The organism is Sphingomonas sp. AOB5 (genome assembly GCF_029433115.1).
Taxonomy (GTDB): domain Bacteria; phylum Pseudomonadota; class Alphaproteobacteria; order Sphingomonadales; family Sphingomonadaceae; genus Sphingomonas.
Genome location: NZ_JARNTV010000002.1, coordinates 104,780 through 120,465, shown reverse-complemented (window position 1 = coordinate 120,465; position 15,686 = coordinate 104,780). Strand labels below are relative to the sequence as shown.

Here is a 15,686-nt window from a genome sequence, read left to right as displayed (position 1 = left end):
CATCGAAAGCGGGCGGGTGGTTCTCCACCCGCCCGTTCTCGTTTTGAGGTAAGTCCATGCCGCTGCTGTCCGCCCTGCTGCTCGCTGCCACGCCGCAACCCGCCGCCACGGTCCGCATCACGTTCGACCGATCGGGCGAGACCTCTATCCTGACGCGCGGCATGGCGGACCTGACCACCGGCCGGGCCGTTACCGCCGACGATCCGGTGCGTATCGCGTCGATCTCGAAGCTGGTCGTGGCGATCGCGGTGCTGCGGCTTGTCGAACAGGGCCAGCTCAACCTCGATGCCGATGTGTCGAAGCAGCTCGGATGGCGGCTGCGTAATCCGGCGTTCCCGGACAAGCCGATCACACTGCGGCTGCTGTTGTCGCACCAGTCGAGCCTGACCGACCGGATCGATTACGTCCTGCCGCTCGACGCCGATATGCGCGGGCTGCTTTCCGACCCCAAGGCATGGGACGAGAAGCACGCGCCGGGGACCTTCTTCCGCTACACCAACTTCAATTTCCCGGTCATCGCTGCGGTAATGGAGCGCGCCACCGGCGAGCGTTTCGACCGGCTGATGGACCGGCTGGTGATCCGTCCGCTCAAGCTGAGGGCCTGCTACAATTGGGATGCCTGTACGGCGCCGGTCGCGGCGCGTGCGGTGGTCCAGTATCGCGACGGCAAGCCGACCAAGGACGACAATCAGGGCGTTAAGCCCATTTGCTCGGTGACGCCCGCAAAGGATGGCGGATGCGATCTCTCGGTATGGCGGGCAGGCGCGAACGGCGCGATCTTCTCACCCCAGGGCGGTCTGCGGATCTCGGCGCGCGATCTGGCGCGGGTTGGCCGCTTCCTGCTGAACGGCGGCATGCTGGATGGCGTGCGCTTGCTCGGCCCGCGGAGCATGAAGCTGCTCGAGACGCCTTTATGGACGTATAACGGCGTGGAAGGTGAGGGCGCCAACGGTGAGATCGGCGCCGACTCGTCGGTCGAGGCGCCGACCGGCGGCTTCACCTGCAGCTATGGGCTGGCGGTCCATTTCCTCGCGACGCCGGTGAAAGGCTGCCGCGACGATCCCTTTGGTGATGGCCGTCGCCGCTTCGGCCATTCGGGCGACGCCTATGGCCTGAAATCGGGCCTGTGGATCGATCGCGAGCGCGGTGTGGGCGTGGTGTATTTCGGAACCGATGTGCCGACGAAACTGCCGGGGCGGTCCGCGTTCACACCGACGGAGGAAGCGCTGGCTCGCGGCGGATGAGCATCCAGGCGTCGATCATCACGTCTCGCGCGAAGAGTGCCAGCAGCGCGGCATAGCTCGAAGCACCGACCGCGATCAGGACCAGCAGTCGAGCCGGCGCGCTCATCGGCGGCAGGTTGTTCCCCGCCAGCACCACCAATGCCGCCATGGCCAGCGCAGCAGCGGCGCCCGGCGCTACCGCGGTTGCGACGCTCCGTGCGCTCACCCCGATCGCGGGCAGCGATTGGGAGGCAGTAAACACCAGCACGAGTGCCATGCCGATCAGCCAACCCCAGGCGAGCCCCTCGATTCCCCAGCCGACGCCGGTCAGGAATGCCAGTGGCATCACCAGGCCACCGGCAATCGCCGCGCGCAGCGAGATGCCCGGCTTGCCCAGTGCATTGGTGGCCGGTGCGAACAGGATCTGGAGCGTCAGGAGGGGCATTGCGAGCGCCAGGATCGGCACGATCGCGGCGGTCTCCAGCCACTTCTCACCCAATACGGTCGCGACCAAAGGTTCTGCGGTCGCAGCCAGCCCGAGATAGGCCGGCATTGCCACCAGCATGATCAGCCGCACGGTTTTCAGGAACGCGCCCTGCATCACGTCGCGTTGCCCCTGAATCCGCGAATAGGCGGCGAAGGCGACTTCGTTCAGCGGCGGCACGAACTTGGACGCCAGGATCTGCGTCAGGAACAATGCGGTGGTGTAGATGCCTAACGCATGCGGATCGAGGGAGCGGCCCGCGATCATCACATCGGCCTGGCTCTGCAGGAACCAGAAGAACTGCGCACCGGTCAGCGCCGCGCCATAGCCGAACAGGCTGCCTGAACCGCGGAAGCGGAAGCTGGGCCACATCAGCGATCGCGCGGCCCAGGTCATGCCGATCGCCTCGACATAGAACAGCGCCATGGGTGCCGCGACCAGCGTCCAGACGCCCCATCCGGCCAGCGCGCAGGCCAGAGCCGTGGCGGCGCCCGCCAGCGCTGCTGCCAGCCGGACCTGTGCGGGCCGCTTGAAATCCATCTCACGGCTGAGGATCGCATGGGGCAGGGCCATGAACGGCGTCGCGATGTAGAGCAGAGCCTGTACCCGCAACAGGTCCGTCACGGCCTCCTGCCGGTAATATCCCGCGATTGCCGGTGCCGCGATGAACTGGGCCAGCCCGAGACCGAAGTTCAGCAGCACCAGCATGCCGAACACCTGGCGCAACTCGGTCCGCGATACGCTGTCGGCGCGGATCAGCGCGCTGGCGATGCCATAGCCGTTCATCAGGTTGAGGAACACCAGCACGACCTGGGTCATGGCGAACAGGCCATAATCCGCGGGATCGAGCAGGCGGATCACCATGAAGGTCGATCCCCAGGCGACCGCCTGTGCCACGATCTGGCTGCCGGAACGCCAGATCACCGCCTGCTTCACGCGCCGCAGGAGGTCACCCGGCGCGGCAGCCTCGATCTTCTCGTGCTTCATTATTCGGACAGCGCCAGCACCGCCGCAGCTACGGCTCCTGCCGCCAGCCAGGGTTCGATCCGCGTCAGCAATGCGGCATGGCCGACATCGGCGGCGGGCAGGAATGCGTCGCGCCCGATCGCGGACTCCTCGCCCCATTTCAGCTTCAGTACCTTGGCGGCGGAGCGGCTGCGGACGATCAGCAGGTCGAGTATTTCCGAGCCGGGCAGGGCGCCCATGTCCTGCTTGTAGCCGCTGTCGCCCGCGCCCAGATCGACGCGAGTCACGCCGCGCTCACGGGCCCATTGCAGCTGCCGCCAGGTCACGATCCGCCCCGGGCGTCCGGCGGCGAAGCGCTCGTCATAGCTGCTGGCGATCGCGAACTGGGTCGAGCCCTCCTGCAGGTCGAACGAGAATGCCGCGGGTTGCTCTCCGACGAACATGATCGTCGCCGACAGCGCCTTTGCGAGGTGCGGATCGCACACCATGCGGCGCCAGCGCTCGCGCTGTTCCTCACTCAGGAATTTCGCGCCGCTGCCGTCGGTGGTCTGGCCGACCCAGCTGTTCGCCTCGATCGCCGAAAGGGCAGCGAATGCCGCTTCGTCCCAGTCGCTGCCGGTGACATGGCGATAGGAAACCGCGCCGATCAGCCCCAATTGTCTTTCATAGCCTGCCAGCCGCCGGCGCGTCGATTTGCGCGGCCAACCGCCATCCTCGTTCGCGGCGAGATCGAAGATGAAGGTCTGGCCGACCCTTCGCTTCAACACCGTCCAGCCAGCCCGCGCCGCCGCGCGCTTCAGCATCACGGTCGCGGGATCGTCCTTGTAGACCGGGCCGACCCGCCACATCGGCGTAAGCGTGGCGCGCAGCATCGGGTGCTTGAATGCTTCGGTGAGTTCCGCCTGCGTCGCGCTGCTGTCGATCAGGATCGAGCGGAACGGCCAATAGCTGCCGGGAACCGTCCGCGCGCCCAGCAGGGTGGGGCCGATCGGGACGGTGGGGATGGCAGCGATGACGCTGTCGTCGAGGCGGCGGGCGACGATGGTGGTGCCGTCCTGCGGTCCGCTGTCACCGCGATACCATGCCGCGCGCAGGAAGCCGCGCGCGCCGACGGCACGATCGGCCAGCCGGTCCAGCAGCATCGGAAACCCGCGCCGGACCTCGATCCCCACACAGCTTTCCGCTGCCGGACGAATGGTCTCCCCTTGCATCATCAGCGCCCGCAAGCTCCTCCAGGAGCTGGGGGTTAGCGGCAGAGTCCTACGATAAGGGTAACGCTGTTGCCCTCGCCCTTCTTGATATCCCCCGCGACATGGCGCATTCCGGATATGCCGGAAATAGAGTGGCAGGTTGGTAGTTCCTGCGCCCGATCCATCGGGTTCTTCCCAGCCGCGGCGTCGAACCGAGTCTCTCGGGGCGGCGCCTTTACGTTGGTTGGCGCCGCCCTCGGAGCATACCGAGGACCTGCAATGGCTATTCTTTCGATTGTCGCACTGGTTGCTGCCACGCTGTTCGCGGGCGCGGCCCTGTACATCACCCTTGTCGAGCATCCGGCACGGCTGGTGCTCGATGACGGGTCGCTGCTTGCGCAATGGCAGCCCAGCTACGATCGCGCGCTTCCGATCCAGTCGGGCCTCGCCATCCTGGGCGGGGTTGCCGGGCTGGCGGCATGGTATCTTTCGGGCGACTGGCGGTGGATCGCGGGCAGCGTGGCACTGCTGGCGAACTGGCCATTCACGCTGGTGGTGATCTTTCCGGTGAACAAGCAGCTTCAGGCCACCCGTCCGGAACAGGCGAATGCGGAGAGCCGCCAGTTGCTTGTGCAATGGGGCAGGCTTCATGCTGTCCGGAGCGCCCTCGGCACGCTCTCCGCGATCCTGTTCGCCTGGGCGCTGACATCCGCACTCTAGCGGAAGTAGCGCAACATCGAACCCGCAGGGTTCGCAAGGCCGAACGGCCGCCCGAGCTTGTGCGAGGTCCTGAAACAAAACTGGCGGAGAGAGTGGGATTCGAACCCACGGTGAGCTTGCACCCACGGCGGTTTTCAAGACCGCTGCCTTAAACCACTCGGCCATCTCTCCGCGCTGCGCCGCGCTAGCCCGGCTGCTGGTCTGAGTGCAAGCGGTCAGAATAGTTGGTGAATGGCGCGCGCAGGGGGTTCAACCGCGGGAATCGCTGTGTCATCATGCAGCGATGCGGGCGATGGGTGTTCAAGATGCGTAAGATTGGCGCGATTTTTCTGGCGATGATGGCGGCGGCGCTGGGCGCGGCTTCGGGTCAGGCACAGCAGTCGGCGCCGCTCAGCGAGGCTGGCTTCCAGGCCTATCTGCCGCAGCTTGCCCGTCAGGCGGAGTCAGCGGGGGTTACCCGCCGCACGATCAACCTCGTCATGCCCACGCTGACCTTCAATCCGCGCGTGGTCGAGCTGGACCGGCAGCAGCCCGAGACCCGGCCCAACGCGCCGATCCCCGCGTTCGAGCCCTATCGCCGCACCCATGTCGACGCATCGCGCATCAATCGCGGTCGCGAAGCCTATCAGCGCCAGCGTCCGCGGCTCGAGCTGATCGAGCGTGAGACCGGCGTGCCCGAATCGATCATGGTCGCGATCTGGGGCCATGAGACTAATTACGGGCGGATCATGGGCAATTTCGATCTGCCCCGCGCGCTGGCCAGCCTGGCCTATGAAGGGCGCCGCCGCGATCTGTTCGCCGGCGAGTTCATTGCCACGCTGAAGATGATCGATCGCGGCGTACCGCGCGAGAAGCTGATCGGCAGCTGGGCAGGGGCCTTTGGCGGGCCGCAATTCCTGCCCTCGGTCTATATCCGCCTGGCGCGTGACGGCGATGGCGACGGGCTGGCCGATATCTGGACCAGCGAAGCCGATACGCTGACCTCGATCGCCAATTATTTCGTCGATGCCGGCTGGCGCCCGGGCCAGCCCTGGGGCTTTGCCGTCACCGTGCCGGCGGATCTGAACCGCAATGCGATCAAGGCGCGCACCACGTCGCCGCGTTGCCCGCGCGTGCATGAACGCCACAGCCAGTGGAAGTCGATGGCCGAATGGCGGGCGCTGGGCATCGTGCCGCAGAACCGTGCGTGGCCGAACGAGAAGATGCAGGCGACTTTGCTTGAGCCGGACGGCCCGGGAAAGACCGCCTATCTGCTGACCGGCAATTATCGCGTGATCCTCGATTATAATTGCTCAAATTTTTACGCTTTGTCGGTAGGCCTGCTCGCCGATGAGGTCGAACGCTAGCATCGTTGCTGTTCTTTTCCTGCTCTCCGGCTGTGGGGGCGGGTTTGGCTATGGTCCCGAAACCCTGCCCGCAGCCCAGCCTGCGCCGCAGGGCTATGGCAGTGCCTATCAGGCGCCGCAGGACACGTACCGCGAGCCGGAACCGGCGCCGTCCGATCCCTATTCCGCACAGGCCCAGCAGGGCGGCTATGAACGCCCGGACGCAGGCTATGACACTCCGGGCGCCAGCTATGGCCGCCCCGGTGAGCGCGTCGCCCAGCGTACGCCTGCGCCGCAGCCTACGCGCCGTCCCGTAACCCAGCAGCCGGTTGTCCAGCAGCCTCAGCCGCAGCTCGATGGCTGGCAGGATCCCACCACAGGCGTGACCGACCCGGCCGCATCGTCGACCGGCCGGAACGAAGCCCGCTACGACAAGGTCGGCTATGCCGGTGTCCGCGGTGTGCAGGGTGGTGACACCACCGCCGGTGCCGTCGTGGCGATTAGCCCGACGCTGCCCGCAGGCAGTTTCGTCGAGATCACCTCGCTCGACAGCGGAAAGACCATTCTCGCGCTCGTCACCGGTACGGGCGGCGATGGCGATACGCTGATCGATCTCTCGCCAGCCGCCGCGCGTCAGCTTGGTGCGTCGGGCAATTCGATCCCCGTCCGCGTGCGCAAGTCGACTCCGACCGGCCCGGACCAGAATGCGCTCAACAGCGGTCAGGCCGCCACGCCGCGGCCCGATACGCCGCCGGTGCTGCTCAACGCGCTGCGCAAGCAGCTTCCGGCCTATACGCCCGCTCGCGCGACCGCGCCGGCCCCGGCCTATGGCCGTCCCTCTACGGCGCCGGTTCGTACCGCACCCACCGGACGTGGCCGGTATTTCGTACAGGTGGCGGCGCTCTCCAACGGCGCCAATGCCAACAATCTGGCGCAGAGCCTGGGCGGCTTCGTGAAGCAGGGTGGGGGTCTCTACCGCGTCCAGCTCGGGCCGTTCGCGACGCCTGCAGAGGCCGATCGCGCCCGCGCATCGGCTGCTCAGCGCGGTTTCGGCGACGCACGGGTCTTCACCCAGAACTGAGTAGGGCCTAGGAAGGTCTCGAACATCCGTTTTGCTGGATTCGAGACCCCATGAAGAAGCTTTTCGCCGCCGCCTCGCTCGTCGCCCTTTCGATTGCCGTGCCGCTTCAGGCCGCGGGGCCGGTGTTCGATACGCCCGCGCCGATCGCCTTCATGGTCGATGTCTCGTCGGGCGCCACCCTGTTCGCCAAGGAAGCCGATCGCCGCATCCCGCCGGCTTCGATGGCGAAGATGATGACGGTCTATGTCGCGTTCGACCTGATCAAGCAGGGCAAGCTGAAGCTCGACCAGAAATTCACCGTTGCGCCCGAGACCTGGCGCAAATGGCATGGCCCGCAGGCGGGATCGACCATGTTCCTGGAGACCGGCGAGCAGATCAGCGTGCAGGAGCTGCTGTACGGTATCGTCACGCTTTCGGGGAACGATGCCTGCGTGGTGCTGGCCGAGGGTATTTCGGGTACCGAGGAAGCCTTCACCACGCTGATGAACCAGCAGGCGAAGAAGCTGGGCCTCGCCAACAGCAATTTCGGCACCTCGAACGGCTGGCCCGACGAAGGCCGTACCTTCGTGACCGCGCGCGATCTGGCCAAGCTGGCGCAGGCGACGATCGAGCAGCATCCGGCGCTCTACAAGCAGTTCTACAGCCAGCATAACTACATCCGCACGCTGAGCGACGGAAAGGTGATCAAGCAGGACAATCGCGATCCGCTGCTCGGCCGTGTCGCCGGTGCCGATGGCCTCAAGACCGGTCACACCGACGAGGCTGGCTATGGCTTCACCGGTTCGGCCGAGCAGAACGGCCGCCGCATCGTGATGGTGGTGGCGGGCCTCGATTCCTATGGCGGTCGCGCCGAGGAGTCGGTCAAGTTCATGAACTGGGGCTTCCGCGCCTGGACCCCGCACAAGGTGGTGTCGAAGGGCAAGCATGTCGGCGAGGCCGATGTGCAGGGCGGCGGTTCGGGCAGCGTCGGGCTGGTCGCCCCGCGCGATCTCGCCATCGCCATTCCCGCCGGCACGACGCCGACGATGCAGGGCAAGATCGTCTATACCGGCCCGGTCAAGGCGCCGATCAAGGCGGGCGATCATATCGCCGACCTCGTCATCACCACCCCTGACGGCAATGGCGCGCAGACCCTGCCGCTGGTGGCCGAAGCGGACGTGGGCGAAGCGGGCTTCTTCCGCCGCGCATGGCTTGGCCTGTGGGGCCTGTTCGGCCTCTGATGGGGGCATGACCGACCTGATCGGCAACGAAACGGCACAATCGCAGCTCGCCGCCGCCATGGCGTCGGGCACGCTGCATCATGCGTGGTTGCTGGCCGGGCCGGAGGGCGTGGGCAAGGCCAGTTTCGCGCGCAAGGCGGCGCTGCGCATGCTGGCCGAAGCGGCGGAACCCGATCGGTTGCAGCCCGGCTGGGCTGTGCCGCTGACCAGCCAGACCTCGCATCTGTTCGAAGCGCATTCGCATCCCGATTATCGCGAGCTGGTGCGCCTGCCCAAGGATGCCGACAAGCCGGAGGCGGGTCTCGCCCGCTCGATCCCGATCGCGCAGATCCGCAGCCTGATCGCCAGTTTCGCGACCAAGCCTTCGCTGTCGCAGCGCCGCGTCGTTTTGATCGACTCGATCGACGAGGTGGAGCGCCCCGGTGCCGCGAACGCGCTGCTCAAGGTGCTGGAGGAGCCGCCACAGGGCACGATCTTCCTGCTGGTCAGCCACGCGCCGGGCCGGCTGTTGCCTACGATCCGCTCGCGCTGCCGCTTGCTACGGTTCGAGCCGCTGGCGTCGAGCGACGTCGCCTCCGTCCTCCGCAACCAGTTGCCCGATGCGACCGCGAGCGAGATCGAAGCTCTGGTGCGGGCAGGGGAGGGTTCCCCCGGCCGCGCGCTGGGCTTTGCCGGGCTCGATCTGGCCGCGATCGAGGCCGATATGCTCAGCATCGCGCAGACCGGCGATCCTTCGAACGCGACCCGCACCCGTCTTGCCAAGCTGCTTGGCGTCAAGGCTGCACAGCCGCGTTACGAGGCGTTCCTCGAACGGGCGCCCAGCTTCATCGCAGAACATGCCCGGCCCCTGTCGGGCGAGCCGCTGCGCACCGCGCTGGATGCCTATGCCAGCGCACGCGACCTTTCCGGCGCTGCGCTCGGACTGTCGCTCGATGCCACGGCTACCGTGTTCGAGATGGGCGGGCTGATCGCGAAACTCGGCGCGCGCTGAATTTCGTTCAGCTTGCGTATCGACAAAGCGGGCTAGCCCCCGCAAAGCGAAGCACCATTGAGGAGCCGAAACGATATGCGCCTTGTTCTCGCCAGCCTTGCCGCCACCGTCTTCCTCGCCACCGGTGCACAGGCCCAGGATGCGCCGCGTCCGCGTCCGGTCGTGGGCGGCTTCAGCGCCATCGAAGTGGACGCCGAGGTCACCAAGGCCGCCGAGTTCGCGCTGGGCGAGTTGCAGATTCCGGTCGAGGACCTCGACCATATCGAGCAGGCCAAGCGGCAGGTGGTTGCCGGCACGAACTATAACTTCGTCATGGTGCTGAAGGATGGCCGCAAGTTCCGCGTTCAGGTCTGGGCGAAGCTCGATCGCAGCTATGCGCTGACCAGCAGCGAGGAAATCCACGCGCATTGATCGCCTTCGGGGGCTTTAACCTCGATTTCAGCCGTGCCGGGGTAAGTCTCTCCCGAACAGGGGAGAGAGTATGACCATCGGCATTTCCGGCACTGGCGCGGCCAGCGATCCTCTTCGCTCCAGGCCGTCGGCCAAGGCAAGTTCCGCCGCTTCGTTCGAGACGATCCTCGAATCCTTCAAGAAAGCCGCTGCCCAGACCCCCGAAGAGCGGGTCCGCGAAGCCGTGCTCAAGAAGCATGACCTGAACGAAGCCGATTACGACCGCCTGGCGCCGGAGAAGCGCAAGGCGATCGACCAAGAGGTCGCTGCGGCTGTGAAAAAGCTCCACGAACGCAAGACGGGCGTCCCCGCGACCGAACATTCGTTCGCCACGGACAAACTGTTCGGCTGAGGGCCTTCACCGCGCGAGCGCATTCCCCTAAAGCCGCCCCATGTCCCGGCCTTATTACATCACCACCGCCATTCACTATCCGAATGGCCGCCCGCATATCGGTCACGCCTACGAGATGATCGCGGCCGACGCGATCGCGCGGTTCCAGCGTCAGCAGGGTCGCGACGTCCGCTTCCAGACCGGCACCGACGAGCATGGCCTGAAAATGGTCAAGACCGCGCGTGACCGCGGCGTCGAAGTACGCGCGCTCGCCGACGAAATGTCCGGCTATTTCCATGAGATGGCGGACAAGCTCGATATTTCGTGCGATCGTTTCATCCGTACCGTCGAACCCGATCACTATGCCGCCAGCCAGGCGATCTGGAAGGCGATGGAAGCCAATGGCGACCTGTATCTCGATCGCTATGAGGGCTGGTATTCGGTTCGCGACGAAGCCTTTTACGAGGAAAAGGAGCTGGTCGAAGGCGAGGGTGGCGAGAAGCTGTCGCCCCAAGGCACGCCGGTGGAGTGGACCGCGGAAGAGACCTGGTTCTTCCGCCTGTCCAAATATCAGCAGCCTTTGCTCGATCTGTTCGCGAGCCAGCCCGACTTCATCCGCCCGGAATCGCGTCGCAACGAGATACTGCGCTTCGTCGAGGGGGGGCTCACCGATCTGTCGGTCAGCCGCACCAGCTTCGACTGGGGCGTGCCGGTGCCGGGATCGCCGGGGCACGTCATGTATGTGTGGGTCGATGCGCTGACCAACTACATCACCGGCGTCGGCTACCCCGACGATTCCGCGATGTTCGACAAATATTGGCCGGCGGACCTACACCTGATCGGCAAGGACATCGTTCGCTTCCACACCGTCTACTGGCCCGCCTTCCTGATGTCGGCGAAGCTGCCGTTGCCGAAACAGGTCTTCGGCCATGGATTCCTGCTCAATCGTGGGGAGAAAATGTCGAAGTCGGTCGGCAACGTGGTCGATCCGATGGAACTGGCCGAGCTCTATGGCGTCGATGCGCTGCGCTATTTCCTGCTGCGTGACGTCAGCTTCGGCAATGACGGCACCTTCAGCGACGAAGCCATCGTGACGCGTGCCAATGCCGACCTGTCGAACAGTTTCGGCAATCTGGCCCAGCGGGTCTGCGCCTTCATCGCCAAGAATCTCGAAGGCAAGGTGGAAGCGGGCAGGGCGGATACGGCCGACGATGCGCTGATTGCCGACGTGGATGCCGCCTGTGACGGTTTTGCGAAGGCGTTCGAGGAACTGGCGCTGAGCCAGGGCATCGAAAGCTGGATGACCGGCGTCTTCGCATGCAACGCGTTTATCGACGTGCAGGCGCCCTGGGCGCTGCGCAAGACCGATCCGGAGCGGATGCATGCCGTCCTGGGCACGCTTCTGAAGGCGATCCACCGTCTTGCCGTCACGATTGAGCCGGTCGTGCCGGGCTCGTCGGCGAAGCTGATCGCGCAGCTCGGGCATGATGCCGCGACCGGTGCCTTCAATATCGCGGCGCCAAGCCCCATCTTCCCGCGTCTGGAGCTTCAGCAGAGCGAGGAAGCGTGAGGTTAGCGGACAGCCATTGCCACCTGAACTATAAAGGGCTTGTCGAGGAACAGGCGCAAGTGATTGCGCGTGCTCGCGAAACCGGTGTGGAGGCGATGCTCAACATCGCCACGCGCGAAAGCGAGTGGGACGATGTGCTGGCTGCGGCCGAGCGCGAGCCGGACGTGTGGGCGACGGTTGGCATCCATCCGCACGAGGCGGACGAGCATCCCGATGTCGACACGGGGAAGTTGGTCGCTCGCGCTGCGCATCCGCGTATCGTCGGCATCGGCGAAACCGGCCTCGATTATTATTACGACCATAGCGACCGCGACCGCCAGCGGCACAGCTTCCGTTCGCACATCGCCGCCAGCCGCGAGACGCAGCTTCCCATCGTCATCCACACTCGCGATGCCGAGGAAGACACCGCGGCGATGCTGCGCGAGGAGATGGGGAAGGGGGCCTTTCCCGGCGTGATCCACTGCTTCACCGCCAGTGGCGAGTTCGCCGATATCGCGCTGGAACTGGGTCTCTACATCTCGATCTCAGGCATCGTGACGTTCAAGAACGCGAAGGACCTGCAGGAAACCGGCGCGCGCCTGCCGCTGGACCGGATGCTGATCGAAACCGATGCGCCGTTCCTCGCCCCGGTGCCGCATAGGGGCAAGACCGGCGAGCCGGCATTCGTGGCGGATACTTGCCGCTTCCTGGCAAATCTGCGCGGCGAGGATCCGGATGCGCTGGCGGACGCGACGCGGCTCAATTTCCACAAGCTCTTCTCGAAGACGCTGGCGTGAAGGTCCGCATCCTCGGCTCCGGCACGTCGTCGGGCGTGCCGAGGATCGGGAATGATTGGGGCGATTGCGATCCCACAGACCCGCGTAACCGCCGCACGCGCGCCTCGATCTTGGTCTCGACCGAAACCACGCATATCCTGGTCGATACCAGCCCGGACATGCGCGAGCAGTTGCTTGCCGCGAACGTCAGCGATCTCGATGCGGTGATCTGGACGCACGACCATGCCGATCATTGCCACGGTATCGACGATCTGCGGCAGCTGATGCACCTGCGCGGCGGCGATCCGGTCCGCGGGCTGGCGCGGCCGTTCACGCTCGAACAACTTCAGAGCCGCTTCGCCTACGCATTTTACGGCCGTGCCGGTTATCGCCCGACCATCGAAGGCGATCTGCTCCATGATCGCTGCCGCATCGGCGATATCGAGGTCAGCGTTGCCGATCAGCCGCACGGTGGCATCACATCGGCCGGACTTCGCTTTGAAAACAATGGAAAATCAATCGGATATTCCACCGATTTCAATGAAATGACGAACGAGATGCGTGAGAATTTCCGCGATCTCGATCTTTGGGTGGTCGATGCATTGCGCCATGCGCCGCATCCGACCCATCCGCATCTCGACGCCACGCTCCGCTGGATCCAGGAACTGAAGCCGCGCCGGGCGGTGCTGGTGCATATGGACCAGTCGATGAACTTCGCTACGCTGGCCGCCGAACTGCCATCCGGTGTGGAGCCGGGCTATGACGGACTGGAGGTCGCGGCATGAGCGATTACGAAGGCGCGCGGGTCATCTATCTTCTGGCGGCACTGGTGCTGGTCGGCAGCGGGCTGTGGGGGACACGCCTGTCGCTGGGCAAGTCGCTGCGCCTGCTGCTGCTCTGGGCGGGCATCTTCCTGATCGCGTTTCTGCTGGTCGACAATCGTCACGCGATCGGCCGCGCGTTCGGTATTCTGCCGGCTGAAGCCGAACAGCAGGATGTACAGCCGAACGACAATAGCCGGATCGCTGACGTCATGCGGGAGCAGGGAAGGGCCTGACGTTCTGCGTTCGGCATTTGTTCATGAGGGGCGGGGTATGGGTATCTCATGAATAATCAGCTACTTATGTTGATCGTCGCGGCGGTTGCGCTGTTGATCGCGGCGCGGTTAGCCGCCGGCGGCTTTACCGTGCGTGGCTTGATCCAGAGCCTGATCAGTTGGGCCGCCATCGGCATCATCGCGTTCATTGCCTTCAGCCATCAGCAGGAAATCGCCGCGATCCTGGCACGCGCGTCGGATCGGCTCGGCTATGAGCAGCAAAAGGTCGAAGGCGACACCGTTCGAATCCCGATGAGCCGTGACGGGCATTTCTGGGCCAAGGTCACGATCAACGGCGTCGAACGCCGCATGCTGGTCGATAGCGGCGCGACGGTCACAGCATTGTCCGAAACGACCGCGCGTGAGGCCGGTATCGGCCCAGGCGGCCTGCCGGTGGTGATCGAGACCGCCAATGGATCGGTTCAGGCGCGCAGCACGCGTCTGGACCTGATCGAAGTCGGCCCGCTGAAGACCCGCGATCTCGAGATCGTCGTTTCGCGCAGCTTTGGCGAGTTCGACGTGCTGGGGATGAATTTCCTGTCGCGGCTGCAATCCTGGCGCGTCGAAGGCAAGACGCTTGTGCTCGAGCCTGTGCGGCCGAAGGGTACGGAAGATCGCAAGGCATCGGAAAAGAGGGACCGGCGCGAACCCTGAATCCCCGTCGCGTGATGCTTATCGTAATTTAACATAATGTATATTATCGTTCTTGCGTTTGTCCGTGCGGGGCGATCGACTATGACCGCCCTCTCTTCAATTAGCCTGCACCAGCAAGCCTCCAGGTCGTGTCCTTGATGATGTGGCGGTATGGCGCGACGCAGGCGCGGCTGATACCAGCGGCGCAGCATCGATCCGCGCTCCGAAAGGCTCCCCATGACCGCCGCTCCCATCGACCGTCTCGTCGCGATCATGGCGCGGCTGCGCGATCCGAAGACCGGCTGCGAATGGGATACCGTCCAGACCTTCGAGACGATCGCGCCCTACACGATCGAGGAAGCCTATGAGGTCGCCGATGCGTGTCAGCGCGGCGATATGGCCGATCTGAAGGACGAGCTTGGCGATCTGCTGCTCCAGGTCGTGTTCCACAGCCGCATGGCCGAGGAATCCGGTCATTTCGCACTGCCCGACGTGATCGGCGCGATCAGCGACAAGATGGAGCGCCGCCACCCGCATATCTTCCTCGGCAAGTCCGAGGGCGGCCATCATCTGTGGGAACAAATCAAGGCCGAAGAGCGGGGGAGCAAGGGGGCGGAGAGCGCCTTGGATGGCGTCGCCCTCGCCCTACCCGCCCTGCTCCGCGCCGAAAAGCTCCAGAAGCGCGCCGCCCGCACCGGCTTCGACTGGCCCGATCCGAGCGGCGCCCGCGTCAAGATCGACGAGGAACTGGCGGAAGTGGAAGCTGCGGAGACGGCTGCGCATCGCGAGGAAGAAATTGGCGACCTGCTGTTCGCGGTGGTCAACTGGGCGCGCAAGCTGGGCGTGGACCCGGAGGCTGCGTTGCGCGGGGCAAGCGCCAAGTTCGAGCGGCGGTTCAAGGCGATGGAGGATGCGGCTGGCGTCGAGGCCTTCACAAAGCTCGATCTCGATGCTCAGGAAGCCCTATGGCAGCGGGTCAAGGCCGCACCAACCGCCTAGCCTAGGCCGGAATCTCGGCCTGCATGTCCAAGACATGCGGATAGTAGACCATCCGCGCCCAACCCGAGGCATCGCCGCCCGGCTGTTGGTTTTCGTGAATGATCCTGAACCCGATGCTGTGTAGCGTTTCCATTCCCGCACGACCGCCAGACACGGCAGAGGTTCTGAAACCGACCCCTGTCGGTTCGCTCCAGAAGCTGTTCGTCCGCGCATTCAGCGAAAACACATCGATCTCGGGATTCAGCCCGATCGTGATTTCCGAGTTGAAGGTCGATCCTCTCGAGCCACCGTCGGTCGCTCCGAGGGGAATCTCGAGCGTATCTATCGACATACTCGGTACAGATACCGGTCGAGGAAGACTGGACCCGGCCGAGTTCCACTCACCGGTATACAGATGCCTCGGCCCTAAGCCGTTCAGGGTTACGTAGAGAAAGTGCTGGGCGAATTCCGAAACCGTGACGTTGAGAAGTATTTTGAAGAACCCATCGCTCAAGCCCGGTAGCGTAAACTCAAGCGTCGAACCGCTGAATTCCCGGCTGAGGTAAATGAGTGGCATGGCCTGCTCCCCTTTCGCATCGAAGGGAAGCTATAGCCTGCCATGATCCGGCCCCTGCGCCGGATGCGTCCATTTCGCACCAAGTTCGTAACAATA

At 64.9% G+C, this 15,686-nt stretch carries 17 protein-coding genes and 1 tRNA gene; 14 read left to right on the top strand and 4 right to left on the bottom strand.

What is annotated here, in order from left to right; translation table 11 throughout:
* Nucleotides 1–56 precede the first annotated feature (56 nt).
* Nucleotides 57–1,244: a serine hydrolase domain-containing protein gene (locus P1X14_RS01685; protein ID WP_277313564.1), complete on the top strand. Its 1,188-nt coding sequence runs from the start codon at nucleotides 57–59 to the stop codon at nucleotides 1,242–1,244.
* On the opposite strand, the gene P1X14_RS01680 is transcribed toward P1X14_RS01685, so the two are convergent.
* Both P1X14_RS01680 and P1X14_RS01675 read right to left on the bottom strand, forming a co-directional pair.
* On the bottom strand, nucleotides 1,207–2,694 hold the full coding sequence (locus tag P1X14_RS01680; RefSeq protein ID WP_277313563.1) for a lipopolysaccharide biosynthesis protein: 1,488 nt from the start codon (nucleotides 2,692–2,694) through the stop codon (nucleotides 1,207–1,209). The two genes, P1X14_RS01685 and P1X14_RS01680, sit on opposite strands and share 38 nt — an antisense overlap.
* On the bottom strand, nucleotides 2,694–3,845 hold the full coding sequence (locus P1X14_RS01675; RefSeq protein ID WP_277313562.1) for a GNAT family N-acetyltransferase: 1,152 nt from the start codon (nucleotides 3,843–3,845) through the stop codon (nucleotides 2,694–2,696). Before P1X14_RS01675 ends, P1X14_RS01680 begins: the two co-directional genes overlap by 1 nt.
* Before the next feature lie 297 nt (nucleotides 3,846–4,142).
* Between P1X14_RS01675 and P1X14_RS01670 the strand changes: the two genes are divergently transcribed.
* Nucleotides 4,143–4,583: a DUF1772 domain-containing protein gene (locus tag P1X14_RS01670; RefSeq protein ID WP_277313561.1), complete on the top strand. Its 441-nt coding sequence runs from the start codon at nucleotides 4,143–4,145 to the stop codon at nucleotides 4,581–4,583.
* Nucleotides 4,584–4,664: 81 nt separating this feature from the next.
* Here the strand turns inward: P1X14_RS01670 and P1X14_RS01665 are convergent.
* A tRNA-Ser gene (locus tag P1X14_RS01665) sits at nucleotides 4,665–4,754 on the bottom strand.
* 167 nt (nucleotides 4,755–4,921) lie between these two features.
* On the opposite strand from P1X14_RS01665, the gene P1X14_RS01660 reads away from it, so the two are divergent.
* From P1X14_RS01660 to mazG, 12 genes are all read left to right on the top strand, one after another.
* Complete coding sequence (locus P1X14_RS01660; RefSeq protein WP_277313618.1) at nucleotides 4,922–5,929, top strand: lytic murein transglycosylase; 1,008 nt, start codon at nucleotides 4,922–4,924, stop codon at nucleotides 5,927–5,929.
* Nucleotides 5,913–6,989 carry an SPOR domain-containing protein gene (locus tag P1X14_RS01655; protein ID WP_277313560.1) on the top strand — a complete coding sequence of 359 codons (1,077 nt, stop codon included), beginning with the start codon at nucleotides 5,913–5,915 and terminating at the stop codon, nucleotides 6,987–6,989. Before P1X14_RS01660 ends, P1X14_RS01655 begins: the two co-directional genes overlap by 17 nt.
* A gap of 50 nt (nucleotides 6,990–7,039) precedes the next feature.
* A complete protein-coding gene (locus P1X14_RS01650) occupies nucleotides 7,040–8,209 on the top strand; it encodes a D-alanyl-D-alanine carboxypeptidase family protein (protein ID WP_277313559.1) in 1,170 nt (389 codons plus the stop codon).
* 7 nt (nucleotides 8,210–8,216) lie between these two features.
* Nucleotides 8,217–9,200 (top strand): AAA family ATPase, encoded by a 984-nt coding sequence (locus P1X14_RS01645; RefSeq protein ID WP_277313558.1) that lies wholly within the window; start codon nucleotides 8,217–8,219, stop codon nucleotides 9,198–9,200.
* 75 nt (nucleotides 9,201–9,275) lie between these two features.
* Nucleotides 9,276–9,611 (top strand): cystatin domain-containing protein, encoded by a 336-nt coding sequence (locus P1X14_RS01640; RefSeq protein ID WP_277313557.1) that lies wholly within the window; start codon nucleotides 9,276–9,278, stop codon nucleotides 9,609–9,611.
* Nucleotides 9,612–9,681: 70 nt separating this feature from the next.
* Nucleotides 9,682–10,002 carry a hypothetical protein gene (locus P1X14_RS01635; protein WP_277313556.1) on the top strand — a complete coding sequence of 107 codons (321 nt, stop codon included), beginning with the start codon at nucleotides 9,682–9,684 and terminating at the stop codon, nucleotides 10,000–10,002.
* A 40-nt stretch (nucleotides 10,003–10,042) separates the two neighbouring features.
* Nucleotides 10,043–11,551 (top strand): methionine--tRNA ligase, encoded by a 1,509-nt coding sequence (metG, locus tag P1X14_RS01630; RefSeq protein ID WP_277313555.1) that lies wholly within the window; start codon nucleotides 10,043–10,045, stop codon nucleotides 11,549–11,551.
* The gene (locus P1X14_RS01625; protein WP_277313554.1) at nucleotides 11,548–12,327 is read left to right on the top strand and encodes a TatD family hydrolase; all 780 of its coding nucleotides are present in this window, start codon (nucleotides 11,548–11,550) and stop codon (nucleotides 12,325–12,327) included. The genes metG and P1X14_RS01625 overlap by 4 nt, the downstream gene beginning before the upstream one ends.
* Nucleotides 12,324–13,091, top strand: a complete 768-nt coding sequence (locus tag P1X14_RS01620) for an MBL fold metallo-hydrolase (RefSeq protein ID WP_277313553.1) — start codon at nucleotides 12,324–12,326, stop codon at nucleotides 13,089–13,091. Before P1X14_RS01625 ends, P1X14_RS01620 begins: the two co-directional genes overlap by 4 nt.
* Nucleotides 13,088–13,363 carry a hypothetical protein gene (locus tag P1X14_RS01615; protein WP_277313552.1) on the top strand — a complete coding sequence of 92 codons (276 nt, stop codon included), beginning with the start codon at nucleotides 13,088–13,090 and terminating at the stop codon, nucleotides 13,361–13,363. The genes P1X14_RS01620 and P1X14_RS01615 overlap by 4 nt, the downstream gene beginning before the upstream one ends.
* 66 nt (nucleotides 13,364–13,429) lie before the next feature.
* Complete coding sequence (locus P1X14_RS01610; RefSeq protein WP_277313551.1) at nucleotides 13,430–14,056, top strand: TIGR02281 family clan AA aspartic protease; 627 nt, start codon at nucleotides 13,430–13,432, stop codon at nucleotides 14,054–14,056.
* A 216-nt stretch (nucleotides 14,057–14,272) separates the two neighbouring features.
* Complete coding sequence (gene mazG / locus P1X14_RS01605) at nucleotides 14,273–15,034, top strand: nucleoside triphosphate pyrophosphohydrolase (RefSeq protein WP_277313550.1); 762 nt, start codon at nucleotides 14,273–14,275, stop codon at nucleotides 15,032–15,034.
* Between the two features lies 1 nt (nucleotide 15,035).
* On the opposite strand, the gene P1X14_RS01600 is transcribed toward mazG, so the two are convergent.
* Nucleotides 15,036–15,590: a hypothetical protein gene (locus P1X14_RS01600; RefSeq protein ID WP_277313549.1), complete on the bottom strand. Its 555-nt coding sequence runs from the start codon at nucleotides 15,588–15,590 to the stop codon at nucleotides 15,036–15,038.
* Nucleotides 15,591–15,686: the final 96 nt, after the last annotated feature.